25 protein-coding genes are annotated in these 25,898 nt (G+C 59.7%); 7 read left to right on the top strand and 18 right to left on the bottom strand.

Features of this window, described 5'->3' with window-relative positions; all coding sequences use genetic code 11:
* Positions 1–37 precede the first annotated feature (37 nt).
* Positions 38–2,272, top strand: a complete 2,235-nt coding sequence (locus Q4S41_RS15545) for a xanthine dehydrogenase family protein molybdopterin-binding subunit (RefSeq protein ID WP_305032043.1) — start codon at positions 38–40, stop codon at positions 2,270–2,272.
* Between the two features lie 205 nt (positions 2,273–2,477).
* Here the strand turns inward: Q4S41_RS15545 and Q4S41_RS15540 are convergent, their stop codons facing one another.
* The 3 genes from Q4S41_RS15540 to Q4S41_RS15530 form a co-directional block, all read right to left on the bottom strand.
* Complete coding sequence (locus Q4S41_RS15540; RefSeq protein ID WP_305032042.1) at positions 2,478–3,035, bottom strand: hypothetical protein; 558 nt, start codon at positions 3,033–3,035, stop codon at positions 2,478–2,480.
* Positions 3,036–3,159: 124 nt separating this feature from the next.
* Positions 3,160–3,540, bottom strand: coding sequence for a hypothetical protein (locus Q4S41_RS15535; RefSeq protein ID WP_305032041.1), 381 nt, complete (start codon positions 3,538–3,540; stop codon positions 3,160–3,162).
* Positions 3,541–3,748: 208 nt separating this feature from the next.
* Positions 3,749–4,168, bottom strand: a complete 420-nt coding sequence (locus Q4S41_RS15530; RefSeq protein ID WP_305032040.1) for a hypothetical protein — start codon at positions 4,166–4,168, stop codon at positions 3,749–3,751.
* A 327-nt stretch (positions 4,169–4,495) separates the two neighbouring features.
* On the opposite strand from Q4S41_RS15530, the gene Q4S41_RS15525 reads away from it, so the two are divergent.
* Complete coding sequence (locus Q4S41_RS15525) at positions 4,496–6,052, top strand: M28 family metallopeptidase (protein WP_305032039.1); 1,557 nt, start codon at positions 4,496–4,498, stop codon at positions 6,050–6,052.
* A gap of 147 nt (positions 6,053–6,199) precedes the next feature.
* Here the strand turns inward: Q4S41_RS15525 and Q4S41_RS15520 are convergent, their stop codons facing one another.
* The 5 genes from Q4S41_RS15520 to Q4S41_RS15500 form a co-directional block, all read right to left on the bottom strand.
* A complete protein-coding gene (locus tag Q4S41_RS15520; RefSeq protein ID WP_305032038.1) occupies positions 6,200–6,481 on the bottom strand; it encodes a hypothetical protein in 282 nt (93 codons plus the stop codon).
* 88 nt (positions 6,482–6,569) lie between these two features.
* Positions 6,570–7,427 carry a dienelactone hydrolase family protein gene (locus Q4S41_RS15515; RefSeq protein WP_305032037.1) on the bottom strand — a complete coding sequence of 286 codons (858 nt, stop codon included), beginning with the start codon at positions 7,425–7,427 and terminating at the stop codon, positions 6,570–6,572.
* 37 nt (positions 7,428–7,464) lie between these two features.
* Positions 7,465–7,836 (bottom strand): cupin domain-containing protein, encoded by a 372-nt coding sequence (locus Q4S41_RS15510; protein WP_305032036.1) that lies wholly within the window; start codon positions 7,834–7,836, stop codon positions 7,465–7,467.
* A gap of 159 nt (positions 7,837–7,995) precedes the next feature.
* On the bottom strand, positions 7,996–8,937 hold the full coding sequence (locus Q4S41_RS15505; protein ID WP_305032035.1) for a GNAT family N-acetyltransferase: 942 nt from the start codon (positions 8,935–8,937) through the stop codon (positions 7,996–7,998).
* 13 nt (positions 8,938–8,950) lie between these two features.
* The gene (locus Q4S41_RS15500; protein WP_305032034.1) at positions 8,951–9,196 is read right to left on the bottom strand and encodes a Kazal-type serine protease inhibitor domain-containing protein; all 246 of its coding nucleotides are present in this window, start codon (positions 9,194–9,196) and stop codon (positions 8,951–8,953) included.
* Positions 9,197–9,436: 240 nt separating this feature from the next.
* On the opposite strand from Q4S41_RS15500, the gene Q4S41_RS24600 reads away from it, so the two are divergent.
* Positions 9,437–9,874, top strand: coding sequence for a CsbD family protein (locus Q4S41_RS24600; RefSeq protein ID WP_369811311.1), 438 nt, complete (start codon positions 9,437–9,439; stop codon positions 9,872–9,874).
* Positions 9,875–10,004: 130 nt separating this feature from the next.
* Positions 10,005–10,349, top strand: coding sequence for a YtxH domain-containing protein (locus Q4S41_RS15490; protein ID WP_305032033.1), 345 nt, complete (start codon positions 10,005–10,007; stop codon positions 10,347–10,349).
* Positions 10,350–10,752: 403 nt separating this feature from the next.
* Here Q4S41_RS15490 and lysS read toward each other — a convergent pair whose 3' ends face one another.
* The 6 genes from lysS to Q4S41_RS15460 form a co-directional block, all read right to left on the bottom strand.
* Positions 10,753–12,303 (bottom strand): lysine--tRNA ligase, encoded by a 1,551-nt coding sequence (gene lysS / locus Q4S41_RS15485; RefSeq protein WP_305032032.1) that lies wholly within the window; start codon positions 12,301–12,303, stop codon positions 10,753–10,755.
* 243 nt (positions 12,304–12,546) lie between these two features.
* A complete protein-coding gene (locus Q4S41_RS15480) occupies positions 12,547–13,635 on the bottom strand; it encodes a hypothetical protein (RefSeq protein WP_305032031.1) in 1,089 nt (362 codons plus the stop codon).
* 273 nt (positions 13,636–13,908) lie between these two features.
* Positions 13,909–16,080, bottom strand: a complete 2,172-nt coding sequence (locus Q4S41_RS15475; protein ID WP_305032030.1) for a carboxy terminal-processing peptidase — start codon at positions 16,078–16,080, stop codon at positions 13,909–13,911.
* 232 nt (positions 16,081–16,312) lie between these two features.
* The gene (locus Q4S41_RS24595) at positions 16,313–17,179 is read right to left on the bottom strand and encodes a hypothetical protein (RefSeq protein ID WP_369811310.1); all 867 of its coding nucleotides are present in this window, start codon (positions 17,177–17,179) and stop codon (positions 16,313–16,315) included.
* Positions 17,180–17,391: 212 nt separating this feature from the next.
* Positions 17,392–17,778, bottom strand: coding sequence for a hypothetical protein (locus tag Q4S41_RS15465; RefSeq protein ID WP_305032029.1), 387 nt, complete (start codon positions 17,776–17,778; stop codon positions 17,392–17,394).
* Between the two features lie 212 nt (positions 17,779–17,990).
* Positions 17,991–19,190, bottom strand: a complete 1,200-nt coding sequence (locus Q4S41_RS15460; protein ID WP_305032028.1) for a proline dehydrogenase family protein — start codon at positions 19,188–19,190, stop codon at positions 17,991–17,993.
* Positions 19,191–19,335: 145 nt separating this feature from the next.
* Between Q4S41_RS15460 and Q4S41_RS15455 the strand changes: the two genes are divergently transcribed.
* Complete coding sequence (locus tag Q4S41_RS15455) at positions 19,336–20,463, top strand: chorismate mutase (RefSeq protein WP_305032027.1); 1,128 nt, start codon at positions 19,336–19,338, stop codon at positions 20,461–20,463.
* 3 nt (positions 20,464–20,466) lie between these two features.
* Here the strand turns inward: Q4S41_RS15455 and Q4S41_RS15450 are convergent, their stop codons facing one another.
* Both Q4S41_RS15450 and Q4S41_RS15445 read right to left on the bottom strand, forming a co-directional pair.
* Positions 20,467–20,883: a hypothetical protein gene (locus Q4S41_RS15450; RefSeq protein ID WP_305032026.1), complete on the bottom strand. Its 417-nt coding sequence runs from the start codon at positions 20,881–20,883 to the stop codon at positions 20,467–20,469.
* A 25-nt stretch (positions 20,884–20,908) separates the two neighbouring features.
* Positions 20,909–21,337: a hypothetical protein gene (locus Q4S41_RS15445; protein ID WP_305032025.1), complete on the bottom strand. Its 429-nt coding sequence runs from the start codon at positions 21,335–21,337 to the stop codon at positions 20,909–20,911.
* A gap of 143 nt (positions 21,338–21,480) precedes the next feature.
* Between Q4S41_RS15445 and aroB the strand changes: the two genes are divergently transcribed.
* Together aroB and Q4S41_RS15435 are read left to right on the top strand one after the other, a co-directional pair.
* Entirely contained in the window at positions 21,481–22,527 is a 1,047-nt protein-coding gene (gene aroB, locus Q4S41_RS15440) for a 3-dehydroquinate synthase (protein ID WP_305032024.1), read from the top strand.
* Positions 22,528–22,609: 82 nt separating this feature from the next.
* Entirely contained in the window at positions 22,610–23,854 is a 1,245-nt protein-coding gene (locus Q4S41_RS15435) for a 3-phosphoshikimate 1-carboxyvinyltransferase (RefSeq protein WP_305032023.1), read from the top strand.
* On the opposite strand, the gene Q4S41_RS15430 is transcribed toward Q4S41_RS15435, so the two are convergent.
* Together Q4S41_RS15430 and Q4S41_RS15425 are read right to left on the bottom strand one after the other, a co-directional pair.
* Complete coding sequence (locus Q4S41_RS15430) at positions 23,838–24,647, bottom strand: helical backbone metal receptor (RefSeq protein ID WP_305032022.1); 810 nt, start codon at positions 24,645–24,647, stop codon at positions 23,838–23,840. The genes Q4S41_RS15435 and Q4S41_RS15430 overlap by 17 nt on opposite strands.
* A gap of 113 nt (positions 24,648–24,760) precedes the next feature.
* On the bottom strand, positions 24,761–25,831 hold the full coding sequence (locus tag Q4S41_RS15425; RefSeq protein ID WP_305032021.1) for a M42 family metallopeptidase: 1,071 nt from the start codon (positions 25,829–25,831) through the stop codon (positions 24,761–24,763).
* Positions 25,832–25,898: the final 67 nt, after the last annotated feature.

Raw genomic sequence — 25,898 nt, 5'->3', positions numbered from 1 at the left:
ATGCCGTACAGCCAGGGTATTATTCTACCCAACTGCTATGGAAAATACTCCGCCAGCCCCGCCCAGCACCGGGGCCCCGCTCAACCGCGTGGATGGCCGCTTGAAAGTGACCGGCCGGGCCCGCTACGCCGCCGAATACGCCCTGCCGGATTGCGCGCACGGCGTGCTGGTGTGCAGTGCCATTGCCCGCGGCCGCATCCGGCGGCTCGACGTGGCGGCGGCCGAGCAGGCGCCCGGCGTGCTGCGCATCGTGTCGCACCTGAACGCGCCCAAAGTACCCGGCTACCTGAAGGCCGAAACTGCCAAAAACCCGCGCGTGGAAGGCCAGGAAGTGAAGGTTTTCTTCGACGACCAGCTGCATTTCAGCAACCAGCCCGTGGCCTTGGCTGTGGCCGAAACACTGGAGCAGGCGCAATACGCCGCCTCGCTTATTCGGGTAGAATATGAAACGAGCCCGCACCAGACAGACCTGGCGAAAAGCCTCGCCCAAAACCTGACGCCGAAAAAAGAAGGCGAGTACCTGCGCGGCCAGCCCGACGCCTATAAAACAGCGCCCGTGCACATTGAGCAGGAATACCGTACGCCCCTGCAGGTGCACCACCCCATGGAAATGCACGCCGTGGTGGCGCTTTGGGAAGGTGAGAAGCTGACGGTCTATACCAAAACGCAGGGGCCCAAATTGGCGCAGCAGGATTTGATGCGCATGTTCCAATTGCCGGCCGAGAGTGTGCAGGTGCATTCGCAGTTTGTGGGCGGGGCATTCGGGGGCTCGTCGCGCATCTGGCCGCCGGAAGTGGCCGCTATTTTGGGAGCGAAGCTGGTGGGCCGGCCGGTGAAGCTGATGAACCAGCGAGACCACGAGTTCAACCAAGTGGGCTACCGGCCGCAGTCCATCCAACGCCTGGGCCTCGGCGCCCAGGCCGATGGCACGTTGGTGGGCCTCACACACCGAGCCTACGGCGGCACCTCGCGCCACGAGCAGTTCGAGGAGCGCATTGTGCACCCCACCAAATCGGCCTACGCGGTGCCCAACCTGAACACCCACTACCGTCTTGTGCCCCTCGACCTGAGCACGCCGGCCTGGACGCGCGGCCCCGGCGAAACCAGCGGCTCCTTTGCCCTGGAAAGCGCTATGGACGAACTAGCCGTGGCCCTCAACATGGACCCGCTGGCCCTGCGCCTGAAAAACTACGCCGACCGCGACCCCGAAACCGGCAAACCCTGGAGCAGCAAGCATCTGCGCCAATGCTACGAGCGCGGCGCGGCGCTCTTCGGCTGGAGCAAACGCCTGCCCGCGCCCCGCTCTATGCAGGCCGACGGCTATCTCGTGGGCTGGGGCATGAGCACCGGCATTTACAAAGCCGAGCGCAGCGCGGCCACTGCCCGCGCCCGCCTGCTGCCCGATGGCACCCTGCTGGTGCAAAGCGCCACCGCCGACACCGGCCCCGGCACCGCCACCATCATGACGCAGATTGCGGCCGATGCCAGCGGGGTGCCCGCCGCCAGCATCCACTTCGAGCTGGGCGAGTCCGCGCTGCCGGACGCGCCCTTGCAGGCCGGCTCGCACACGGCTACGTCGGTGGGCTCGGCCGTGCACAAGGTGTGCGCGGCGCTGAAAAAGCAGCTGCTGGATTTGGCCGTGAGCGTGCCGGGCAAGGCACTAGGCAAGGTTAAAGCCGAAGAATTGACCGTCGATAGTGGCTTCGTCATCTCCGCCAAAAAGAACGGCCGACGCCTGAGTTTCGGCGAGGTGCTGAAGCAGCACAGGCTGCCGGCGCTGGAGGTGACGCAGAAAGCCGAAGAGTCGCCGGAGATGAAAAACTACTCGGGTAAGTCGTTTTGCGCCAATTTCGTGGAAGTGCGGGTGCATCCGCTCACCCGCGAGGTGCGGGTGAGCCGGGTGGTGAGCGTGGTAGACGCGGGCCGGGTGCTCAACGCCAAAACCGCCCGCAGCCAGGTGCTGGGCTCGGTGGTGTGGGGAATAGGAATTGCCCTGCTGGAAGAAGCCCGCCTCGACCACCGCTACGGCCGCGTGGTGAACCACGACCTGGCCGACTACCACCTGCCCGTGAACGCCGACATTCCCGCCATTGAAGTCGAGTTCATCAATGAGCCCGACCCGGTCCTCGACCCCATTGGCGCCAAGGGCTTGGGCGAAATCGGGCTGGTGGGCTTCAGTGCCGCCGTGGCCAACGCCGTGTACCACGCCACCGGCCGGCGCGTGCGCGAGTTGCCCATCACCCCCGACAAGCTGCTGGGTCCGCTGGTTTGAGGCGTTTACACTGCCGGATAGGAAGAACGTCATGCTGAGCTTGTCGAAGCATCTCTACCGCACTAGTAAATAATTACGTTGCGCGGTAGAGATGCTTCGACAAGCTCAGCATGACGTTAATCTATAGGGTTCTAAATGCCTGAAAAACAAAAAGCCCCGGCCAGATAGCCGGGGCTTTTGTCTAAACAGTGCCGGGAGCAACGGCTTAGTTAGTGGTTTTCGTCTTTACGTCATCGACTTTGGTCTTCACCTTGTCGCCCTTTACTTTGACTTTTTCGCCGTCGTCCGTTTTGGCTTTCATCTTGTCGATGCTGGCGCCATCAACGGGCCGGCCGTCCATGCCACCGGGGCCGCCCATGCCACGGCCGCCGCCGCGGTTCATGCGGTTCGCCTCCATGGCGGTGTATTTGGTGTACTGGTCGGCGGTCAGCACTTCTTTAAACTGGGCGTCGTATTTGGTGCGGCTGGCCTGCATTTGCTCGCGCATCTTGTCGCGGTCGCCGCCGGCCTGGCCGCGCATGGCCTGCATTTCCTGGCCGCGGGCCAGCATGATTTGCTGCACTTTGGCCGACTGGTCGGCGCTGAGGCCGAGCTCCTGGGTCATGCGCTCGGTCTGGCGCTTGGCCATCTCATCAGGATTGCCTTGCATACGGCCGTAGCCGCCGCCTTGGCCTTGCATGCCATCGCCGGGGGTGGTTTGGGCAGCGGCGCTGCCAATGGTGATGGCGCAGGCGGCCAGCAGGAGCAACAGGGACTTTTTCATGAAATTGGTTGGAATGGTTGGGAGGTGAGAAACGGAAATGGGTCTTGCAAAAGCGTTGTACGAAAAAGTCCCAACGAGAGTAATCAAGCGGGACTTTTTGCGTCAGTTCGGGCCGGTGCGCGGCTTAGCGGCGCCCGTCGTTGCGGTGGGCGGCCTCCCAGCGGGCGCGTTCCTCGTTCGTTACGCGGTGCTTTTTGTCGAAGCCGTAGTTGAAATCTTTGTCGTTGCGGTCGTCGCGCTTGTCGTACTTCCGCTCGTCTTTGCGGTCATGCTTGTCGTCTTTGCGGTCGTTGCGGTGGGCTTCTTCCCAGCGCTTGCGCTCGTCGGGCGTCACGCGGTGCTTCTTATCGAAGCCGTAATTGAAGTCCTTGTCGTTGCGGTCGTTCTGCCGGTCGTAGGGGTTCTGCAGCACGGTGGCGGCAGTGTGGCTGGTGGCGGGCGCGGCTATTGCCGTGCTGGCCATCAGGCTGGCTGCCGCGAGGATGGAAAGGAATGAGGTTTTCATGGGTTTGGTGGGGGGTGATGTTAAAAAAAGAATAGAGGGCAAGACTGCTGGAAAGGGCCCCCGACACCGCAGTGCCGGGGGCCACATCTCCACGGGTGGTTCACACAAGCAGTGCAAACGTGGGGCGGAAAGCCAGCGCTGGCGCATTAAGCTGGACCAAGAGGTCCGAATCATCGCCCAAATCAGGCTTTAGCGCCGGCCGGCCATCTTAGCGGTGGCCATATTGGCGGTGAGTTGCTTCGTAACGGGCGCGCTCCTGAGCTTCGCGCTGGGCCCGTTCCTGAGCTTCGCGCTGAGCACGTTGTTGGGCTTCCCAGCGGGCACGTTCCTGGGCCGTTACGCGGTGGTTGCGGTCGAAGCCATAGTTCTGGTTGCGGTCGAAATGGTCGTCGTCGCGGTCGTTGCGGCGGTCGTCATCCCGGCGGCCGTCGTTGCGGTGGGCAGCTTCCCAGCGGGCTTTTTCGGCATTGCTTACGCGGTGGTTACGGTCGTAGCCGTAGTTGAAGTCTTTGCTGTTGCGGTCGTCACGGCCATCGTAGCGGTGGTCGAAGGGCCCCTCGGCGGCAAAGGCGGCGGAGGAAGTGAAGAGGGCAGCAGCGGCGATGATGGAAAACAAGGAAGCTTTCATGGTTTCTAGATGAAGAGGGGTGAAGAAGGGAAGTGAAAAAAGCTGGGCTCGAATGCTGCAGACAGCGGGCGCCGGAGGTGAGAATCGACTCATCCTGCCAGGGTATTTGCAAACCACCGGCCGAACTGCGACCAAAAACGCCAGGGTGGACGGGGAGGCGCCAGGCACCGACCAACCGGTGCTATTGCCAGACCGAACCACGGAAAGCGTCTCCAGGAATGCCGCGAGGAGCCGGTTTTCAGGCTTTTGGGGCTTCATGCCCGCTGCCACACGTTTGCCGTTTTGCTTACCTTAGACCGATACAAAAGCCCATTCAATCCCCTTTCAATGAACAAACTGATGCTCCTGGCCCTGGCCGGCACGCTGGCTACAGCAGCGCCCGCCTGGGCCCAAACGGCTGAAAAACTCGACGCGGCGGCCCTCGCCAAAATCCGCGACGAAGGCATGAACCGCTCCAAGGTGATGGAAACCGCCTTTTACCTCACCGACGTGAACGGCCCGCGCCTCGCCAACTCCGACGGCCTGAAGCGCGCCAACGAGTGGACCAAAGCCCAGCTCGCCAAATACGGCCTCGTGAACGCCAACATCGAAGCCTGGGGCGACTTCGGCCGCGGCTGGGACATCGAGAAGTCGTACGTGGCCATGACGGCGCCCTACTACCACACCATCGTAGGCATCCCGAAGGCCTGGACGCCCAGCACGCCCGGCCCCGTGCGCAAGCAGGTTGTCGTAATGAAAGCCGCCACCGAAGCCGACCTGGCCCAGTACAAAGGCCAGCTGCGCGATAAAATCGTGGTGATGAGCGTGGCTACCCCGCCCAAGCCCGCCACCGAGGGCGCCATCCGCCGCTATTCCGACGAGGACCTCAAAAAGATGACCGAGCCGGCCACCGCCCCAGCCCGCACCGCGCCCGATGCCACCATGCTGGCCTCCCGCAAAGCCATGGCCGCCCTGCGCACCGCCGTGGCCGAGATGCTGGTGAGCGAAGGCGCGGCCGGCGTGCTCAGTGCCCGCGGCGGCATCTACGGCACCTTCAACACCAGCAACGGCGCCCCCTACGCCGCCGATGCCAAGCCCGCGCTGCCTGAAATTGAAACCGCGCCCGAGGACCAGCTGCGCCTCATTCGGCTGGTGGAAGCCGGCGTGCCGGTAGAAGTGGAGATGGAAACCAAAACCCGCTTCCAGACTCAGGATTTGAAAGGCTACAACGTGGTGGCCGAAATTCCCGGCACCGACAAAAAGCTGAAATCCGAAGTCGTCATGCTCGGCGGCCACCTCGATTCCTGGCACGCCGCCACCGGCGCTACGGATAATGCCGCCGGCTGTGCCGTGATGATGGAGGCCGTCCGCATCCTCAAAGCCAGCGGCCTGAAGCCGCGCCGCACCATCCGCATTGCCCTGTGGGGCGAGGAGGAAGAGGGCCTGCACGGCTCGCGCGGCTACGTGAAAAACCACTTCGCCGACCCCACCACCATGCAGCTCAAGCCCGAGCACGAGAAGCTGGCCGCCTACTTTAACCTCGACAACGGCGCCGGCAAAATCCGCGGCATTTACGCCCAGGGCAACGAGGCTGTGGCGCCCATCTTCCAGCAGTGGCTCGCGCCCTTCGCCGACCTCGGCGCCAGCACCGTGACGCTGCGCAACACCGGTAGCACCGACCACATCGCCTTCGACGCCGTGGGCCTGCCCGGCTTCCAGTTTATCCAAGATGGCCTCGACTATTTCCCCACCACCCACCACACCAACCAGGACACCTACGACCGCCTCATCGCCGACGACTTGAAACAGGCGTCCGTGGTAGTAGCCAGCTTCGTGTACGATGCCGCCATGCGCGACCAGAAACTGCCCCGTAAGCCGCTGCCTGCAGCGGCGAAGCCGCAGTAGAGCACGTTGGCGGTATGCGCTAAAAAAAAAAACGTCATGCTGAGCGCAGCCGAAGCATCTCTACCGAGGAGGTAATTATTTACTCCTGCGGTAGAGATGCTTCGGCTGCGCTCAGCATGACGTTTTTTTAGTTAGTCAAACGCTGGTTCACTCCACCAGCCCCAGCGTGCGCGTCAGCCCGTTCTTCGGAATACTCACTTTCAGGTTTTGGTCACCGGTTTCGGAGCGTTTGCGGCGGCGGTCCATGATGTCCTGCACTTTGCTTTTGCCGTCGGAGCTGCGCGAAAACAGCGCCGCCGCCACGTCCGTCACCAGCGACACGGCGCGGGGCACCGGCACCGTCACCTGCTGATAGTCAGGGTCAGTAACGGGTTGCCGCGCCGGGGATGGCTGGCTTTGGGCCATGCTGCTCGTGGCTTTGAAGGCCAAGGCAGCGAAGAGAAGGGGTAGCTTCTTACGCGACATGAGTACCGGTCGATACCGCAAAGATGCCGCTAAAACCGCCGCGGTTGCCCAACTATCCCAGTTTTTCCTTGAATAGTTTCAGGGTGCGGTCCCAGGCCAGCTTGGCGGCTTCGGCGTTGTAGCGGGCCGGCGAGGTGTCGTTGTTGAAGGCGTGGTTGGCACCCTCGTACACATACAGCTCGTACTTGGTGCCGGCCGCTTTCAGGGCTGCCTCGTAGGCCGGAATGCCAGCATTAATGCGCGTATCGAGTCCGCCGTAGTGCAGCAGCAGGGCGGCCTTTATTTTGGGCACATCCTCGGCCTTGGGCTGGGCACCGTAGTAGGCCACGCCGGCGTTCAGTTTGGGGTCGTGCACGGCCAACTGGTTCACCAGGCCGCCGCCCCAGCAGAAGCCCACGGCGCCGGTGCGGCCGTTGCAGTCGGGCCGGCCGCGCAGATAGGTGAGGGCCGCGAGGTAGTTGTTCAGGTTTTTCAGCGGGTCGAGCTGGCCGATGAGCTTCCGGCCCTCGTCCTCGTCGGCCGGCGTGCCACCTACCACGCTCAGCGCATCCACACCCAGCGCCAGGTAGCCCGCCTGCGCTACGCGCCGCGTCACGTCCTTAATGTGCGGCGTCAGCCCCCGGTTTTCGTGGATGACGACCACGGCACCGCGCTTTTTCTTGCCTTTCGGATTCACCAGGTAGCCGCGTACGGTGGCGCCGTCGCCGGGCCAGCTCACTTCCTCGGTTTCCAGGTTATCGTCTTCTGGTACCACGGTGGCGGCGGCCGCGTAGCCGGGCTCTAGTACCGAGAGGGCCGAAAAGGCCAGGGCGGTGCCGCCAGCCAGTTTCACCAGCCGCTCCATGAAATCCTTGCGGGACAGCGGGGCGTGGGTGTATTCGTCGAAGAGGTCGATGATGCGTTGGTCCATGCGGCTAAATGTACTGACTTAATGGAAAATACGATGGTTATTCAGCCTCGCGGTTCACCGTGTCGGGGCTGAAGGCCGGCACGCAAATAGACCAGTACTCACACTCATCATTAAAGGGATTGGAGTAGCGCACCCGCGCCCCGCCTTTTATCAGCAAGGCCTGCCCGGCCTGCAATTCCACCACGTCGCCATCGATTTCAAACCGCTTCCGGCCGCGCACCACAATGGTGATTTCGTCGAAGCTGGGCGTCTGGTGCGGCTCGCTCCAGAGCGGCGGGGCCACCATGTGGGCCAGGCTGTAGGCCGAGGTGCCGGTGCTGGCACCGCCCACGTGTTCTTCGATGAGCTTGCCATCGGTAGTGGGCACCACGAAAGGGGAGGGGTTGAGGACGTAGCGTTTTTCGGGCATATATTTGAAAATAAGAGTGTTAATTAGGATTAACAGGCCGTCATGCAGAGCTCAGCGAAGCATCTTTACCGCACAACGCAATTCAATCATCCGGATTAGTAGTAGCGGGCAAGATGCTTCGCTGCGCTCTGCATGACGTTCTCTTTTGATGTTCAACTATTACGGTTTCACGCGCTCCAACAGCTCAAAAAGCCGCGAATTATACTTCCACACAAAGAAATACGGCGTTTGCACCGCCCCAAACTGCACCCGGATGCGCTCCACCGCGGGCAGCATGCTGCCCTCAAAATCGAAGCAGGCCAGCTCCAATACCTCGCTGGCGTAGCGAATGGCCTCCCAAATTAGCAGGATGCCCGCGCCGCTGTCGCGCAGGGCTGGGTCGTCGCCGGCGAGGTGATAATAGGCCGCTTGCTTATCCCAAATCAAATACGAAGCCGAGTGGACCTGCCCCTGCGCATCCACGGCGAAGAAAAACTGCCGGGCGCTGTTGGCCGCCAGCGCCGCATCGTGCCGTTGAAACTGCGCCCAGGAATAGGGCATGGGCAGGCCCTGCCGGTCGAAGCTCATTTTGTTGAGCTCATAAAACCGTTCGGGGCCGAGGCTATGCACCACTTGCACCTGCTCGCGCGCCTTGTGCAGGTTGCGCCGGATGTTGCGGTTGATACCCGCTTCAATCTGGGCCAGGTTGTGCAAGCCATTGAGGCGGTATGTGTAGTAAGTGGTTTGGCGGTATTTCTCCCAGTAAAACGGCAGCCAGTTGGTGGTGCTGGGGTAAAAATTCTGCTTGAAAGCCGCCAAAGCAGGCAACTGCTTAATCAACTCCTCCAGTAGCAAATGCTCCTTCTTCAACACCCCCCGAAACTCGGGCAGCAGGTACGGCCCCAGCCATTTCACAAACGGCGGCATGGTGGCGTAGCGAAATGGGCCTTTCTGCTTAAAGAAATACGGCAGCGCCGCTACCACATGGCCGTTTTCTTCGGCCAGCGCCACGTCCCAGGCGCCGCCTTCGGCGCAGGCATCCAGGTACCAGGGCTGCGCAAACACCGGCACGTCGGGCGCGGTGCGGCAGAAGTCGCGGTAACGGTCTTGAGCGGTTGGCAACGGGGAATTGGGATTATTTGGGCTGAGCCTCGGGGCAGGGGCCTTTGGTGAAGGTGCGCACGCCCGCATTGCCAGCCACGCAGGGGTTGGAGTAGGTTTTGCCGTCGCAGCCGCACACGGGCTCGTATTGCATGGTGCAGATGCCGTCGGGCTTCACTTTGCTCGGGTCGATGCAGTCGGCGTCGGCGGTGGCGGGCGTGGCGCGTTGGCAGGCTGGGGCCAGCAGCAGGGCGGCGTAAAGAAGCAAGGGTGATTTCATGGTGCCAGGCATGGGGAGGGGCGAATCTACGCCTACGGGCGCAGAATCGGGCGAGGCCAGACCGACAGGGCCCTTTAGGTGTGGCCCGATTCGGAAAATTTATTCCTAAGCTCAACCCCTGACCATAGCCTTCGTATAGGCAGCCAGACCAAACGCGGCGCTAAAACAGAATATTTCGTTTTGTGTTCGAGCCGCGCCTCCTCAGATTCTTTCACCCATTCACCCTTCATTACCATTACCATGTCGTACCACGAAGAAGAAAACAACGCCGGTAAAATCCTTTTGGCTGCCCTCGCGGGTGCAGGCGCTGGCATCATCGCCGGTATGCTGCTGGCCCCCGACAAAGGCTCGGCCACGCGCGAAAACTGGAAAGGTGTTGCTTCCAAATACAGCGGCCAGCTCGGCGAGCAGGCTACCAAACTGGGCTCCGACCTCGAAGCTAAATTCAAAGAGTACGCCGGCAAGCTCGAAGACCTCGGCGTAACGCTGCCCGGCAGCAGCCTGAAAATCAAAGGCAACTGGGACGAAGTAAAAGGCAAGTTGAAGCAGCAATACGCTCAACTGACCGACGAAGACCTGACCTATACCGAAGGCAAAGGCGACGAGCTGGTGGGCAAGCTGCAAGACAAGCTTGGCAAAGGCAAAGCCGAAATCACCAAAATGCTGAACGACCTGTAGGTCTTCCCAGCTATTTGCTGAAGCTTAAAAGCCCCGCGCCGCAAGACGTGGGGCTTTTTGCTGCCCCCAACAACGCGGCCCGCTTCTGCGTTATGCAATCAATCAAGTATCTCTCTTTTCCCGCAACACCATGAAAGACGACAAAGGCAAAGTCATCATTTCGCTGCTGGCCGGCGCCACAGCCGGCATCGTGGCCGGGCTGCTCCTGGCACCCGAAACCGGCGATGAAACCCGTTCCGGCCTCAAGCGCACCGCTTCCAAGTGGAGCGGCGACCTCAGCAAGCTCTTCAAAGACACCCTGGCCAAAGCGCAGGGCCAAACGCCCGGCCACACCAACTCCGAAGCCTTCGTACCTGAAGACAAGCAGGCCGCCAACCGACTCCTCGAAGGCCTCGACGCCCCCGGCAACTATCCGGATGCCGATACTGACTACGACGGCAGCGGCGATGATTTCCGCCACCAACCCCTGCTGTAGCGGCCCTTGGTAGAAGGAACATAATTATGGCATTTTTGCCCCTGTTGTAACTTCCACCACCTCGCTTCGTAAAACTCCTCACAACCAACTTGAAAGAAGGCCGAAAATATTATCAGTAAAATTGCCGGTCGTAGGAGCTTCTGCTGAAATTGGTCAAACAACTCAGCAGTAAAATCAGACGAATCCATCGCAAGCTTCTGTTAAGAAAAGCGGTTTGAAGGGTAAGAAGGTTGTAAAAAGAAAAGCCCCGCACGACATTTCGTGCGGGGCTTTTCGATTTTTAGCGTATTTAAATCGTCTGTCATCCTGAGCGCAGCGAAGGACCTTATCACCCAAGAACAGTTCACAGCTGTTCCAAACGTAATAAGGTCCTTCGCTGCGCTCAGGATGACAGACGTTGGAATTATTTCTCCTCCTGCTTTTCTTTCTGTACGTTTTCCGGCTTCATCTGCGGGAAAAACAGCACGTCCTGAATGGAGTGTGAGTTGGTCATAATCATGCTCAGGCGGTCGATACCGATGCCCAGGCCGGCCGTGGGCGGCATGCCGTACTCCAGCGCCCGCAGGAAGTCCTCATCGAGCACCATAGCTTCGGTGTCGCCGCGCTTGCCCAGCTCCAGCTGGTCCTCGAAGCGCTGGCGCTGGTCGATGGGGTCGTTGAGCTCCGAGAAGGCGTTGCAGATTTCCTTGCCGTTGCAAATGGCCTCGAAGCGCTCCACCATGCCGGGCCGGTCGCGGTGCTTCTTGGCCAGCGGCGACATTTCTACCGGGTAATCGGTGATGAATGTGGGCTGGATGAGCTTGGGCTCCACGTGCTCGCCAAAAATCTCGTCGATGATTTTGGCTTTGCCCATGCTGGGGTCGAGGTGCACGTTCAGCTCTTGCGCCGTTGCGCGCAAAGCCGCTTCGTCCATCTCGCCGATGGCCTTGCCGGTGTACTTCTCGATGGCCTCGAACATGGTGTAGCGCTGCCAGGGCCGCTGGAAGTTGATAACGTTCTGACCCACCTGCACCTCCGTCTGGCCGTGCAGGGCCATGGCCACGCGCTCTACCATTTCCTCCACCAGGTCCATCATCCAGGCGTAGTCTTTGTAGGCCACGTAGAGTTCCATCTGCGTGAACTCCGGATTGTGGAAGCGCGACATGCCTTCGTTGCGGAAGTCCTTGCTGAACTCGTACACTCCATCGAACCCGCCTACAATCAGGCGCTTGAGGTACAACTCGTTGGCAATGCGCAAGTACAGCGTCATGTCCAGCGTGTTGTGGTGCGTGGTGAAAGGCCGCGCCGCCGCCCCGCCATAAAGTGGCTGCAGAATCGGCGTTTCTACCTCCAAATAGCCTTTGTCGTTCAGAAAATTGCGCATCGACTGCACCAGCTGCGTGCGCTTGATGAAGGTGTCGCGCACGCTGGGGTTCACCACTAGGTCCACGTAGCGCTGGCGGTAGCGCTGCTCGGGGTCGGTGAAGGCGTCGTAGGTCGTCACCTCGCCGGTGGTTTCGTCCTTATGGGTTTTCACCACGGGCAGCGGGCGGAGGGCTTTCGAGAGCAGTTTCAGTTCCGTTACGTGCACCGACGTTTCGCCCACCTGCGTCTTAAACACGTGGCCTTTCACGCCAATGAAGTCGCCCAAATCGAGTAGCTTCTTGAATACCACGTTATACAGCGTCTTGTCCTCGCCGGGGCAGATTTCGTCGCGGTTGATGTAGAGCTGAATGCGGCCCGAGGTGTCCATCAGCTCCGCAAACGAGGCCTTGCCCATCACGCGCGACGACATCAAACGGCCCGCCAGCGTCACTTCCTGGAAGTTATTCAGCTCGGGGTGGTAGTTGTCATGGATTTCCTTGGCGTAAAACGTCACGTCAAATAATTCCGACGGATACGCTTCAATGCCCAGCTTTTCCAGCTCTTCGAGTTTCTGGCGGCGCTGAATTTCCTGTTCGCTGAGGTGCTGCATAATGATGTCTGAACCACGGATTGGCTTCGCCGAACTTCGTTTCGCTCGGATTTTCGGATTCCACGGATTTCGTGGACGATTCAAGCGAGCCAATCGGAACACTTAGAAGCCAAGTGCTCAGCCGTGATAAATAAAAAGTGAACCACAAAAGTACGGCACGAAAAAGCCGCTCCGAAACCGGAGCGGCTTTCCATTAGCAAAATCCGCGAAATCCAAAAAATATGCCTGAATCCGCGGTCCAGACTAAGCGGCCATGCGGTACTGCGGAGCCTCGGCGTTGAGGGCCGGGGCGCTCGGCGGCGTGGGCGCCAGCACCGGCTCAACGCGGGTATGCAGCCGCTCCTGCACGAAGCCCGACTGCAGGTGCACCGGCAGCTCGGCCACCAGCTGGCGGTAGCGCTCCAGGCCCAAGGCCTTGGCCACGTAGGTTTCGTGCACGCCGTTGAGGTAGCTCACAATGTTGAGCAGCGAGGCGTGAAACAGGCTGAAATCAATATCAGCTTCCACATAGCGTTCAATCTCGCGGGTCGATTCCGATATGCGCAGGCGGCCCAGCAGGTCGAAGATGGTGGTGTAGCCCAAGCGCCAGGTAATCTGCTGCCAGTGAGCCGACGTCCACTTATCCAGCGGGCGGCCCGTCTTCTGGCTGCGGATGGCCGTGTTGGGGTTGGCCTGCACCTGCGCGCGGGTCCACTGCGCCTTCATCTTGCGCGTGGTGCGCAGGAACTGGCCAATCTGGGCCTGGGCATCAATCTCCTTGCTGGCAATGTGCAGCCCGGCCTTGTAGCCAGCTAGCGGCAAGCGATGAATGCTGAAGTCACCATAAGCGCCAGCCGCGTAAAACGATACCGGGCGCGGGTAGGCATTCTTCACCACCAGCCGTCCCACTTCGCGGCGGGTGAGCTGGCTGTTGGTCGAGCGCACACCCGTGGTGTACAGGAAGGCCTGCAGGCCCGACTGAATGGCATGATAAGCCTGCGGGAAAGTCCAGTGCAGGGCGTTGCGCAGGAAGTTTTCATCGCCCAGCTCGGCCGTGGCGCGTAGGGCGTACTCCGTGCTCCAGCTGGTGTGCAGCAGTTTAGTGAGCGCAGCTACGTCGGCGTCGTTCAGCTCGGCCGTGTGGCTGCGGAAGAACGGCAGGTTCTGGAGCCCGCCGAGCAAGTCGTCGTTTTCCTGAATGTGATAGTTAATGGCAAAGAAATAGTTGAGGAAAACCTGCGCCGGAATTGACTTGCGCCAGTTTTCATCAGCCAATTTCTGCTGAAGCTCATCGGCAGGAGCGTCTACCTGCGGGTTGAGCGGAATGATGCGGGTTTCCTCTTGAGTCGTCATGCTAAGTAAACAGCAGTAGGCATGTTTTTAGTTGCTTTAATGCTAACTTTTTTGTCAATTTAAAATGTGCACCATGTTTCTGTTAATCAGTAATTTGCATGCATATTACAAAAATATTTTTCAATTAATTAATGACTATCGTTTGCTATTGAGGTTGTCATTCTAAAAATGTGCCAAAAAAGCCCCCGCACCAGATGATGCGGGGGCTTTCGTTCAACCGAGTGTTTACGGTGGTTAGCAGGCCATAAATGGCTTCAAACCACCCTGACTCCTCTACTTTTGCTTGATTTCGTCCTGAATCACCGCCACGGCCTCGCCGATGGTGATATCCTTCTTGAGGCCATTGGTGAGGCGGGCGGCCCGGTTGATGCGCACCGTGTCGCCACCCAGCACCCGCAAATCGGCCGCGAGGGGCGAGAAGGCCAGGGGCAAAGTGGTTTTCTGAGCGGCTTCGTAGCGGTCCGAAATAGCTTTCGATTGCCGCTGCTCGGCCTGATAGGCGCTGAGCTTGAGCGAAACCGTAGTTTCGTCCTTGCGCTTGCGCATGCTCTTTGCCATTTCTTCCATCACCCGGAAGCTGGCGTTGGTGGCCACCCGGGCTTTGCTGGCGGCGCGCAGCTTCTCAATGTTGGGCGCATCACCCCAGGTCTTGTACCGAGCCGGCTGAATCTCGTCCCATTTCAGCGGGTAGTCCGATTCCTTTTCGCCGTCGTCGAGGTAGGAGTAGAGGTCGGGCAGCACAATGTCCGAAGCTACACCTTTGAACTGGGTCGAGCCCCCATTTATGCGGTAGAACTTCTGCATCGTCAGCTTGAGCGAGCCAATCGGCTTCACGCTGCTCAGTTCGGCCGGCAGGGCGTCGTCGAGGTCGAATACCTGTTGTACAGTGCCCTTGCCGTAGGTGCTGGTCGAGCCCATAATAACGCCGCGGTGGTAGTCCTGCATGGCCGCGGCCAGAATCTCCGATGCCGAGGCGCTGTGCTTGTCCACCAGCACCACCAGCGGGCCGCTGTACTGCACGCGGGGGTCGTTGTCGTTCCGCACCTGCGCATGGCCCTGGCCGTCGCGCACCTGCACCATCGGCCCGGATTCCACGAAGAGGCCCGCCATCGACACGGCATCGCTAAGCGAGCCGCCTCCGTTGAAGCGCAAATCCAGAATCACACCTTTCACGCCTTCCGCATTGAGCTTGGCGAGCTCATTGCGCACGTCGTCCGAGGAGTTGCGGCCACCGTTGTCGCTGAAATCAGCATAAAAGCTGGGCAGGCGCAGGTAGCCAAACTTCTGGCCTTTGTCGGTAATCACCGATGATTGGGCGTATTTGTCATCAACCACCACCACGTCGCGGATGATGGAAATAATTTTGGTACTGCCATCGGGCTTCTTCACCGTGAGACGCACTTCGGAGCCTTTCTTGCCCTTAATCAGCGTCACGGCTTTGCTCGTGTGCCAGCCCTCAATGCTCACCGGCTCGGCGGCACCCTGGGCTACGCGCAGCAGGGCGTCGCCCTTTTTCAACTCGCCCTGCCGGGCCGAAGCCGAGCCGGGAATGATTTCTTCGATGTAAATCAGGCCGTCTTTTTCGCGAAGTGTAGCCCCGATGCCTTCGAAGCGGCCGGTCATTTCGTAGTCGAAATCTTCCTTGGCTTTGGGCGCAAAGTACTCAGTATGCGGGTCGTAAGTGTTGGCAATGGCATTGGCATACTCGGCCAGGCGGTCGTTTGCGTCGGTTTCGCCGAGTTCCTCAAACTGCTCGTCGTAGTATTTCAGCACGCGCTTGCGGGCCTCGGCCTCCATTTGGGCGGGAGTGCGCATGGGCTCGGCAGCGGTGGGGGCAGCCGCGCTGGCGGCGCTGGGCGCGGCGGTTGCGCCGGTAGGTTTGGCTTCTTTGGCCTTCTCCTGGGCTTCCATCATTTCCGACACGCGGCTGAGGGTTTCGTACTTCAGCAGCTTGCGCCACACCTCGCGCTGGGCCGCTTTGTTGGCCGGAAAGGCGGCTTTATCAAAGTCCGTCTGGAAGGACTCTTCCACAGTGAAGTCGAAGGGCTTCGACAGGATATCGCGGTAGAGGCCCTGCACGTCCTTGGTGCGCTCCAGTATAAGTTTGGTGCTCAGGTCCAGAAACTCGTGGCTGCCACGCTTCACCTGGTCGTCAATCTGAGACTGGTAACGGCGCAGCTGGTCCACATCGGTAGCCAGCAGGAACTGCTTACGATAGTCCAGCCGCTTCAAATAGAGGTCGAAAACGCGCTTCGAAAAGGCGTCGTCAACTTTTTCGGGCTGGTAGTGCTGAGAGGTGAGGCCGCTCATCATGAGGCCAATCAGCACTTGGTCTTTACTCGGCACCACCGAGTCGGTCCGGCGGAACAGCCGGTAAGATGCCAGAACAAACACGGCTGTCACCAAAAAGGCGTACAGTCCGACCTTCAAGCGGGAGGATGACATTGGCAAGAATAAAACAGGATGAAATTCAAATATACGGCCGGTGCCATGCACCTGCGGGCAGTTTTGCCTACTTCCGAAACGCCCCGGCACAGGCAATAAGTGCCCGTGCGGAAAACTGCCTGACCATTACCTCCTAAGAACTGTGCCGGCCGGCCGAAGGTTGCAACAAAAAAGCCTTTCCCAGACGGGAAAGGCTTTTTTCATGACAAACAGGTCGGAACCTGCGACGAGCTTAGTACTTGTAAATCTTGTCGCCGTTGTGGCGACGGAACTCATCTTCGAAGTACTTGGCATCTTCGGCGTTGCGGGGCTTCACGCCCATCACAATGCCGCCATTCTTAATGCCTTCTTCGTACTCAGCGGCGTGCTCCTCGGGAATACCCGAGCCCACCAGAGCGCCTACCAGGCCACCCGTGAGGCCACCGGCACCGGCACCCGCCAGCGCAGCGGCCAGCGGACCGGCAATGATGAGGCCCAGACCGGGCAGCGCTACCGACGTACCAATGGCAGCAATAGCGCCAATGATAGCACCGGCGGTGCCGCCGATGGCCGAACCTACGCCAGCACCTTCCATGGCTTTGTCGCCAAGCTCGGTGTGAGCGGTGTCGTCACCGAAGTGGGTTTTGCGGGTTTCATCCGACATCAGCACGTTCACGTCGTCTTTGCCGTAGCCACGCGACGAGAGCGACTGGTAAGCCTTCTCGGCGCTGCTGCGGTCGCGGAACATGCCGGTCATGTTGGTGCTGGGGGTGTCGTCGTAAGGACGGCCGGTTACGGCGTGAGCCGCTTCGTCGGCCGTGTTCTGCACGCCGTCGATGGCGCGGCCTACTACGGCGCCGGGGGTGCCGGCAATGGCAGCACCTTTGGCAGTGGCGCTGAAGTCGTCAGCGTCCGTCGAATTAGTCGTGTTGCCCAGCGAAGCGCCGGAAGACGATGAGGTACCCGTGCCGGAAGTCGAGCCGGTGCCAGCGTTGTAGCTGGTGCCTTCATTGCTCAGACCGGTGCTGTTGCCCATGCCGGTGCCGGTATTTTGGGTGCCGTAGTTAGAGCCTGCGCCGGTGCCGGTGTTTTGCGGGTTGTTCGAATCGTTGGTATTCATGCTAGGGAAGGAATGAAAATGTGGAAAGTGAGCCAACCTACCGGCTGGTTGAGGCTCTTAACGGGGGGACCGCAGCAGAGGTTACATCCTGCTTATTTTACAACATTTTCGCGCTTCTTCCCTACGGCTTGTGCCAAGCTGATTAAACAAGAAGGCCGCCCTGCCACGCGCAATGGAAGCAGCAGGAAGGCCTCTTAGGCACTGTTTCTCAATTACTCATGCTGTCCGAGTAGGGCAAACTTCTGGAAGTTGGCTTCGTCGCGCCAGAACTCGCGGCAGTCGCGGATGAGGGTTTTCAGAAACTCCTCATCCTGCTTGAGGCTGCGCCACTCGCCCATGCCCATTTTTTCGCAGAGTTTATAGAAATTATCGCCTTGACCTTTAGAGCCTTGCACTTTCACAAGGCAGCTCAGCGGCGGGCGCCCTTCTTCCTGCTCGGTCAGGGAAATTTCGGCCAGCATCTCGTTAAGACGGGATTTTTCATGCGAAATCTCCAGATTCAATCCCAATTCGGCTTCCTGCACCAGGGTGAGGTAGCTCACCGTTCCGGTTTGTAACCGGGCATAACGAATTAAATACGTGCGAATGCGACCAATCATGATAGGGGTTCAAGTGAACAAAAACCGATTTGGGGGCTGAAAATTAGCGAATTTAAATGGCACGGCCCAGGGTTTTGCCGGGCCATAGCTAGCTAATTTCAGCCCCTTTGGGCTTGCTCGTACCCACAATCATTCCAAATTATTCAGAGTCGGCAGTATTTGTGCTGTAACTATTTGATTGATAGGTAATTATAATTTTATGATATAGGTCGTTACTTGCCCTGACGGCGCCGAATTTCTTTCTGAATAAGTAGAAATTCGCGGCTGCTCTGGCCGGCGATGGCCGTGTTTTCATCGGCCCGGCGTAGCAGGTAGGGCATCACGGCGGCCACCGGACCGTAAGGCAGGTACTTGGCGGTGTTGTAGCCGGCGTTGGCCAGGTTATAGGTGAGGTTGTCGCTCATGCCGTAGAGCTGGGCAAACCACACGCGTGGGTCCTGGGGGGGTAGGCCGGCCTGCTGCATGAGCTGGGTGAGCAGCAAGGAACTGGCCTCGTTGTGCGTGCCAGCGCAGATGCTGATGCGGTCGATGTGCGCCACGCAGTAGCGCAGCGACTCGTCGTAGAGGGCGTCAGTGGCGTTTTTGGTGGGGTTGATGGGGTTTTGATAGCCGCGTTGCTTGGCTACGCGGGCCTCCTTTTCCATGTAGGCGCCGCGCACCAGCTTGGCGCCGATGTAGTAGCCGGCTTCGGCCGCGGCGTCGTGGGCGGCCTTCAGCGCGTCGAGGCGGTCGTGGCGGTAGAGTTGGTAGGTGTTCCAGACAATGGCCTTCTCGCGGTTATACTTGGCCATCATGTCGTAGGCCAGCAAATCGATGGTGTGCTGAAACCAGCTTTCCTCAGCATCCACAAACAGGCGGACGCCGTGCTGATGGGCACGGGCACAAATGGCTTCCACGCGGGCCACGGCGCGGGCGTGGGCAGCCTCCTCCTGGGCCGTGAGCAGCTGCCCGGCCTGGATTTTCTCCAGAATGGCCACGTTGGCCACGCCGGTTACTTTGAATACCGAGAAGGGAATGTGCTTCGACCGATGCGCTTCGTCAATGGTGGCCAGGATTTCGTCGCGGGTGTGGTCGTAGCTGGCGTCGCTGCCTTTGCCTTCCACCGAGTAGTCGAGGATGGTGCCGATGTTGTACTTGCCCAGCTCAGCCGTGACGGGGCGGCATTCGGCAATGGTTTCGCCGCCGCAAAACTGCTCAAAAATGGAATGCTTGATGAGGAATTTCGTGCCAGGCACGCCCCATTTCAGTGCCGTTTTCATCAGGCCGCTGCCGGTTTTCACCAGGGTGCCGTTGTTCATGGCCGCAAACAGCGCGTACACTTTGCGCAGCTGAGCATCGGACTTGGAAGCAAAGGCTACGCGGGTATCCTCGAAGGAAATGGGTGGGGCTTGGGTGGGAGCGGCGGGCGACATAGGCGGTGGGGCAGGAGGTGGGATTTTGAGCAGAACCGTTCGGGCCGGCGAAGGTAACCGGTAAACAACGTTCCCTTGAAACGAGTTACGTTTGCCGGGCCTTTCGGCTCCCAGTTGGGAAATCCGCTTCATTTGGCCCCTTCCGATGCCCGCCGCTACTAATACGTTCTTCACCCGCATGTTGGCCCAAAAGGGCCAGCCCATCCTCATTGCCGGCCCCTGCTCGGCCGAAACCGAAGAACAGGTGATGACTACCGCCCGCGGCCTCAAGGCGCTGGGCAAAATTGATTTGTTCCGGGCCGGCATCTGGAAGCCGCGCACCCGGCCGGGCTCGTTTGAGGGCATGGGGGCGGTGGCGCTGCCCTGGCTGCAGCGGGTGAAGGCCGAAACCGGCATTCCCACCACCATTGAGGTGGCCACGCCGCGCCACGTGGAAGAAGCCCTGGCCCACGGCATCGACGTGCTCTGGATTGGGGCGCGCACCACCGTGAACCCCTTCGCGGTGCAGGAGCTGGCCGATGTGCTGGCCGGTACCGGCGTGCCCGTGATGGTGAAAAACCCCGTGAACCCCGACGTGGCCCTGTGGGCCGGCGCGCTGGAGCGGCTGGAGCGGGCCGGGATTCAGGATTTAGCAGCTATTCATCGGGGGTTCAGTACGTTTGCTCCAAGCCGCTACCGCAACGCGCCGACGTGGATTCTGCCCATTGAGCTGAAAACGCGCTTCCCGCACATCCCCCTCATCTGCGACCCCAGCCACATCGGCGGCCGGCGCGACCTGCTGCTGCCCATCGCCCAAAAGGCCCTGGATTTGGACTACGATGGCCTCATCATCGAAACCCACCCCGACCCGGACCACGCCCTGAGCGACGCCGAGCAGCAGGTGACGCCCCAGCGCCTGGGCGAAATCCTGAATGAGTTGAAATACCGCTACCGTTCCTCCAACAACGCCGAATACCTCAACAAAGCCGAGGAACTGCGCCAGAAAATGGACGTGGCCGACCGCGAAATTGTGGAGGCCCTGGCCCGCCGCATGGCGCTGGTGGAAGAACTAGCTGAGTATAAGAAGGAAAATAACGTAAAAATCCTGCAGTTCGACCGCTGGCAGGAGATTTTCAATACCCGCACCGAGTGGGCCGGCAAGCTGAACGTGAACGACAAGTTTGTGGCCGAGCTCTACAAACTGATTCACATCGAGAGCATTCGCAAGCAAACCGAGGTGCTTAACGGCCGCCCGCAGGTAGACGGGGTGTCGCACCTCGGGCCGGGGCTATAGGCGCTAGTGCAGGCGTAGGTAGGTGTCGACGGGCGCATCGCAGGGGCCGCCGTAGTTGAGCACCAGCGAGTCGCCATGCTGAGTGATGATGGCATCGCGCGTGCCCAGGTTGGCGGCGTCCACCAAGCGAATGCCAGGGGCAGGCATGGGAATGCCGCAGGCCGTGACCGAAGCAGCGGAATAGGTGCCGCTAGAAATCGGCTGGTTGTTTTTGAAGAACGAAAAACGGGTGTCTGTGAAAGTGGCCGTTTCATTGGGCGGAGGACCGGGCGTGCAGTAGCACAGCCGGTGAACCAGGCGCCAGTTGCCGGCCAAGCCGACTTGGGTGGGCGTGGCTTCCTCCTCATCGGGCGCGCAACTCACTAAGGCAAGGGCGGCAATTAGAGAAAAAAGCAGCGGGAGGCGAAACGGCGTATTCATGGTGAAAAAGGGGAATGCCGCGGGCTTAGCGACGGGTGTAGTAGTAGCCCCGGCCATCGGCATAGTCTTCCACGATGACCAGCTGATTGGGCGAAAGCCGTTCGATAAACGCCTTTTCCGTACCGCTTCGGCGGCCGTAAGCCACGAAGGTCTGGGGCCGACGGTTGACGTAGGAGTTGGCTTGGAATAGCGTGTACCTGGCTTTGTGGCTGACGGCGCCATTCACCAAAAACGTGGCCTGCTGATTATTGTCGAAGACAATTTCCTGCCGTTGGGCCGGGTTGGCGGGGCTCACCTGGCCCGTGAGGCCCCCGTCGGTTTGGGTGAGCTGCCAGCGGCCCACCAGCAGGTCGGCTTTTTCGGCTTCGGGCGAGACGGAGCCTTTGGTGCAGCCGGCAAACGCGCCGGCTGCCAGGAGCAGAAAAAAGGAGTTGAAGTAAAAAGAGCGTTTCATAGCGGAGAAGAGAAGGTAGAAGCAGTGGGTGAGGGCAAAGTGTGTTTGCCAGCGGCCCACTTAGCCCCTTGACCGACGCACCGGCCAAATGGTTGCTCTGGCGGTGCCCGTAGAACTGAAAAATTTATCCTGACTTTTGCCCCATGGACAACTCCGTCATCATTGGTCCCAACGCCCTGCCTGCGCTGGCCGAACTCCTGTACCGGCCGGCCGTGAGCCGGGTGTTTGTGCTGGTCGATTCGCACACGGTGCGCGCCTGCCTGCCGCTGCTCGAATCGCATTTGCCGGCCAATTACTGCCTCATCGAAATCCCGGCCGGTGAGGAGTATAAGTCGCTGGCCAGCTGTGAAGTGGTGTGGAACCATCTCACCGAGCAGCGCGCCGACCGGCACGCCGTACTAGTGAACCTGGGCGGCGGCGTGGTCACGGACCTGGGCGGTTTCGCGGCGGCGCTCTACAAGCGCGGTATCCGCTTCGTGCAGGTGCCCACCACGCTACTGGCGCAGGTGGATGCCAGCGTGGGCGGCAAAACCGGCATCGATTTCCAGGGCTATAAAAACCAGCTGGGCGTATTTCAAGCGCCGGCTGCCGTGTTCATCGACCCCAAATTTCTGCAAACCCTCGACCCGCGCCAGGTAAAATCCGGCTACGCCGAAGTCATCAAGCACTGGCTCATTGCCGATGCCGACGCCTTCAACACCAACCGCCGCCTGGGCTGGCTCACCGACGACTGGACTCCCATTATCAGCGAATCGGTGGCGCTCAAGCAGCGCATCGTGGCCGACGACCCCCTGGAGGCCGGGCCGCGCAAGCTGCTCAACTTCGGCCACACCGTGGGCCACGCCCTCGAAAGCTACCTGCTGCTCCAGCCCGGCCGCGAGGCGCTGCACGGCGAGGCCGTGGCTGCCGGCCTGGTGTGCGAAAGCTGGCTCTCGGTGCAGCGCGGCCTATTGAGCACCGACGAGCTGGACAAAATCGAAACCTTCGTGTTTTCGGTGTTCGACAAGCTTTCTTTCGTGCTGATAGAAACGACGGCTATTGCCGAATTTGCCTTGCAGGACAAGAAAAACGCGGGCGCCACCATCAATTGCACCTTGCTGGAAGGCATTGGCCACGGCGTGTACGACCAGCCGGTGACGGTAGCCGAAATAGCGGAGTCGTTGCGCTACTACCATCGATTGCAGGCGTAGCCTCAGGCGCAAGCTTCGGCTTGCGCCCATCCGAACATTACAACTAAATAATAGCGCATGCGAAAGCATGCGCTTCAAGCTCATGTACTTATCCTGGCCCGGCGGCCCGTTGCGCGGCACCGCCCTCCTCCCGGCTTCCAAAAGCGAAGCCAACCGCGCCCTCATCCTGCAAGCACTGGCCGAGGGCGGCACGGTCGATAATCTATCCGATGCCAACGACACGCAGCTTATGCAACGCTTGCTGAAAGAGGCTTCTAATGCGGAGGTGCTTGATGCTGAGGATGCCGGCACCGTGATGCGTTTCCTAACGGCTTATCTGGCCGTGACGGGCTGGCGCGGGCGCCTGACGGGCACCACGCGCGCACAGGAGCGGCCCATTGCTGTGCTAGTGGAGGCGCTGCGGCAGGCCGGGGCCAATATTTCGTATTTAAACGGGGAGGGCTACCCACCGCTGGAATTTGGAGGCTTCACGGCGGCGCCTGATGCAACGGAGCCTACGGCGCTGTCGGTGCGCGGCGACATCAGCAGCCAGTACATCTCGGCCCTGCTGATGGTGGGGCCACGGCTGCCCGGCGGCCTGCGCCTCACGCTCATCGGCCACGTGGGCTCGCGCCCTTACATCGACATGACCGTGGCGCTGATGCAGCTTTTCGGCGGTGCTGCCTCGGTCGATGGCGCGACGCTGACGGTGCAGCCCGGCCAGTACCAGCCCACCAATTACACAGTGGAGTCGGACTGGTCAGCGGCCAGCTACTGGTACTCGTTGGTGGCATTGGCGCCGACGGGCGCTGAAATTACCTTGCCAGGCCTGCGGCAAAAGTCCTTGCAGGGCGACCAGGCCATTGCCCAAATAATGACGCAATTTGGCGTAAAAACTACGTTTTTGCCCAACGGCATCCACTTGCAGCAAGTGCCACTCGCGCCACAGACCGAAATTAAGACCGTCGATTTCAGCGACTGCCCCGACCTCGCCCAAACCGTAGCTGTAGTAGCCGCCGCCCTCAACCGGCCCGTGGACCTGACCGGACTCGAAAGCCTGCGCATCAAGGAAACCGACCGAATTGCAGCCTTGCAAACGGAGCTGGCCAAATTCGGCGGCGACCTGCGCGACCTGGGTGACGGCCGTTTCCGGGCCGAATCTAAAGAATTTGCGGTTGAAAATCAGTCAGTGGCAACTTATCACGACCACCGCATGGCCATGGCCTTCGCGCCGTTGGCCCTGCGCGGCCCGCTCCATATCGAAGCGCCGTCAGTGGTGCGGAAATCATACCCGCAATACTGGAATGAGTTGGCAAAAGCAGGATTTATAATCAGCGAAGCTGACTAAAATAAGCCGCTGACTTCCGCAAGCGGCTACCGTACCAGCTGAATAATTCGCCGTCGACAATCTCAATTTCCGCGTCGGGACAAATAGCCTGAAATTCGGCTAGGTGTTTTTCGCCGAACGGGTAGGGCTCAGAGGATAGAAAAATGCGCTGCGGGGCTGCGGCAGCTAACTGCTCAGCGGTTATTTCCGGATAGCGGACTTGTTTAGCAAAGGCATTGGTGAAGCCGGCCCGGCTCAGTATGGCATCAATAAAAGTGCCCGTGGTGGCTACCATGTAAGGTTTGCGCCAAATGAAGTAAGCCACAGATACAGGCGAGGCCTCTTTTGTAGAAGTGGCCAAAGCGACGAAAGAAGCATCTATTTCGGCAGCCAGCGCCTCTGCCTTCTCCTTCGCACCGGCAATAAAGCCAACGCGCCGAATCATATCCAGTGCTTCCGGCAGGTTACTGATGTCGCTCAGCCACACCGGGTAGTCGGCCGCTAATTGTTCGATTCCAGCCTGATAGTTTTCTTCCTTGTTACCGATAATTAAATCGGGTTTCAGCGCGGCTATTTTTTCAAAGTCGAAGTTTTTCGTGCCGCCAATAACAGTGGCTTTTGTGCGGGCTTCGGGTGGATGAACGCAGAATTTGGTGACGCCAATAACTTTCTCTCCAAGCCCCAAATCAAACAGCAATTCCGTTTGGGAAGGCACCAGTGACACAATGCGCCGCGGCGGAAAAGGCACGGCCACGCGCCGGCCCATTTGGTCGGTGACGGTGAGTGGGAGGGAAGGAATTATTGGTAGTTCCATCTGCGAAATGCTGCCATCCTAAGCAAAGCGAAGGACCTTATCACGTTGAGGCAAACGGCTCAGTCGTGATAAGGTCCTTCGCTCTGCTCAGGCTGACAGACGGTTTTAAATGCCTACTTGAAATAACGGAAGTCGTGGCCGTCCTCGATACGGAGCAGCGTTTCGTAAATCAGGCGCGTTACGCTTTCCACGTCGTCTTTGTGCACGGTTTCCACTGTGGTATGCATGTATTTGAGGGGCAGCGAAATCAGGGCCGAGGCCACGCCGGAGCCGGAGTAGGCGAAGGCATCGGTGTCAGTGCCGGTAGCGCGGGTAGCAGCGGCGCGCTGGAAGGGAATTTCGGCCTGCTTTGCCGTTTCGAGGATGAGGTCGCGCAGGTTGTTCTGCACGGCGGGGCCGTAGGTAATCACCGGGCCTTTGCCACAGCTGATGTCACCGGCCGTCTTTTTCTCATACATCGGCGACTGGCTGTCGTGCGTCACATCGGTGATGATAGCCACGTCGGGATTGATGCGGTGGGCCACCATTTCGGCGCCGCGCAGGCCAATTTCCTCCTGCACCGCATTCACGATGTAGAGGCCAAAGGGCAGCTTCTTGTTGTTCTCTTTCAGCATGCGGGCCACCTCGGCAATCATGAAGCCACCCACGCGGTTGTCAAGCGCCCGGCCCACGTAAAATTTGTCGTTCAGCACCGTGAATTCGTCCTCGAACGTCACTACCGAACCTACATGGATGCCCATTTCGGCCACCTCATCGGCGCTGCTTGCGCCGCAGTCCAGAAACACGGTTTCGATGGTCGGCGCCTTGTCCTGCTCCACCTTGCGCACGTGGATGGCCGGCCAGCCAAAAATACCCTTCACAATGCCCTTTTCGCCGAAAATATTCACGCGCTTGCTCGGCGCCACCAGCGGGTCGGAGCCGCCATTGCGGCGCAGGTAGAGGTAGCCTTCCTTAGTGATGTAGTTCACAAAGTAGGAAATCTCATCGGCGTGGGCTTCGATGACGACTTTGTATTTCGCCTCGGGATTAATGACACCCACTACGGTGCCGTAGGTATCCACGAAATATTCGTCGATGTAGGGCTTGAGGTAGTCCAGCCACAGTTTCTGGCCCTCCTTTTCGAAGCCAGTGGGAGAGGGGTTATTGAGGTATTTTTGAAGGAATTCGAACGATTCTGGACGCATGGTAGGGGGTTTGAGCGTTTATATGTAAAAGGCAGCAATTGCAAATACGAAACAAATTGCGCTACCT

The sequence above is a fragment of the Hymenobacter convexus genome (assembly GCF_030580955.1).
GTDB lineage: Bacteria > Bacteroidota > Bacteroidia > Cytophagales > Hymenobacteraceae > Hymenobacter.
Note: the sequence above shows the minus strand (reverse complement) of the source record. Positions and strands in the feature narration are given on the sequence as shown.

What these genes read in the sequence shown, in the direction of transcription:
- Q4S41_RS15545 (WP_305032043.1), top strand. Translation starts at nt 38, where the DNA reads ATGGAAAATACTCCGCCAGCCCCGCCCAGCACCGGGGCCCCGCTCAAC.
- Q4S41_RS15540 (WP_305032042.1), bottom strand. Translation starts at nt 3,035, where the DNA reads ATGAAAAAGTCCCTGTTGCTCCTGCTGGCCGCCTGCGCCATCACCATT.
- Q4S41_RS15535 (WP_305032041.1), bottom strand. Translation starts at nt 3,540, where the DNA reads ATGAAAACCTCATTCCTTTCCATCCTCGCGGCAGCCAGCCTGATGGCC.
- Q4S41_RS15530 (WP_305032040.1), bottom strand. Translation starts at nt 4,168, where the DNA reads ATGAAAGCTTCCTTGTTTTCCATCATCGCCGCTGCTGCCCTCTTCACT.
- Q4S41_RS15525 (WP_305032039.1), top strand. Translation starts at nt 4,496, where the DNA reads ATGAACAAACTGATGCTCCTGGCCCTGGCCGGCACGCTGGCTACAGCA.
- Q4S41_RS15515 (WP_305032037.1), bottom strand. Translation starts at nt 7,427, where the DNA reads ATGGACCAACGCATCATCGACCTCTTCGACGAATACACCCACGCCCCG.
- Q4S41_RS15510 (WP_305032036.1), bottom strand. Translation starts at nt 7,836, where the DNA reads ATGCCCGAAAAACGCTACGTCCTCAACCCCTCCCCTTTCGTGGTGCCC.
- Q4S41_RS15500 (WP_305032034.1), bottom strand. Translation starts at nt 9,196, where the DNA reads ATGAAATCACCCTTGCTTCTTTACGCCGCCCTGCTGCTGGCCCCAGCC.
- Q4S41_RS24600 (WP_369811311.1), top strand. Translation starts at nt 9,437, where the DNA reads ATGTCGTACCACGAAGAAGAAAACAACGCCGGTAAAATCCTTTTGGCT.
- Q4S41_RS15490 (WP_305032033.1), top strand. Translation starts at nt 10,005, where the DNA reads ATGAAAGACGACAAAGGCAAAGTCATCATTTCGCTGCTGGCCGGCGCC.
- lysS (WP_305032032.1), bottom strand. Translation starts at nt 12,303, where the DNA reads ATGCAGCACCTCAGCGAACAGGAAATTCAGCGCCGCCAGAAACTCGAA.
- Q4S41_RS15480 (WP_305032031.1), bottom strand. Translation starts at nt 13,635, where the DNA reads ATGACGACTCAAGAGGAAACCCGCATCATTCCGCTCAACCCGCAGGTA.
- Q4S41_RS15475 (WP_305032030.1), bottom strand. Translation starts at nt 16,080, where the DNA reads ATGTCATCCTCCCGCTTGAAGGTCGGACTGTACGCCTTTTTGGTGACA.
- Q4S41_RS24595 (WP_369811310.1), bottom strand. Translation starts at nt 17,179, where the DNA reads ATGAATACCAACGATTCGAACAACCCGCAAAACACCGGCACCGGCGCA.
- Q4S41_RS15465 (WP_305032029.1), bottom strand. Translation starts at nt 17,778, where the DNA reads ATGATTGGTCGCATTCGCACGTATTTAATTCGTTATGCCCGGTTACAA.
- Q4S41_RS15460 (WP_305032028.1), bottom strand. Translation starts at nt 19,190, where the DNA reads ATGTCGCCCGCCGCTCCCACCCAAGCCCCACCCATTTCCTTCGAGGAT.
- Q4S41_RS15455 (WP_305032027.1), top strand. Translation starts at nt 19,336, where the DNA reads ATGCCCGCCGCTACTAATACGTTCTTCACCCGCATGTTGGCCCAAAAG.
- Q4S41_RS15450 (WP_305032026.1), bottom strand. Translation starts at nt 20,883, where the DNA reads ATGAATACGCCGTTTCGCCTCCCGCTGCTTTTTTCTCTAATTGCCGCC.
- Q4S41_RS15445 (WP_305032025.1), bottom strand. Translation starts at nt 21,337, where the DNA reads ATGAAACGCTCTTTTTACTTCAACTCCTTTTTTCTGCTCCTGGCAGCC.
- aroB (WP_305032024.1), top strand. Translation starts at nt 21,481, where the DNA reads ATGGACAACTCCGTCATCATTGGTCCCAACGCCCTGCCTGCGCTGGCC.
- Q4S41_RS15435 (WP_305032023.1), top strand. Translation starts at nt 22,610, where the DNA reads ATGTACTTATCCTGGCCCGGCGGCCCGTTGCGCGGCACCGCCCTCCTC.
- Q4S41_RS15430 (WP_305032022.1), bottom strand. Translation starts at nt 24,647, where the DNA reads ATGGAACTACCAATAATTCCTTCCCTCCCACTCACCGTCACCGACCAA.
- Q4S41_RS15425 (WP_305032021.1), bottom strand. Translation starts at nt 25,831, where the DNA reads ATGCGTCCAGAATCGTTCGAATTCCTTCAAAAATACCTCAATAACCCC.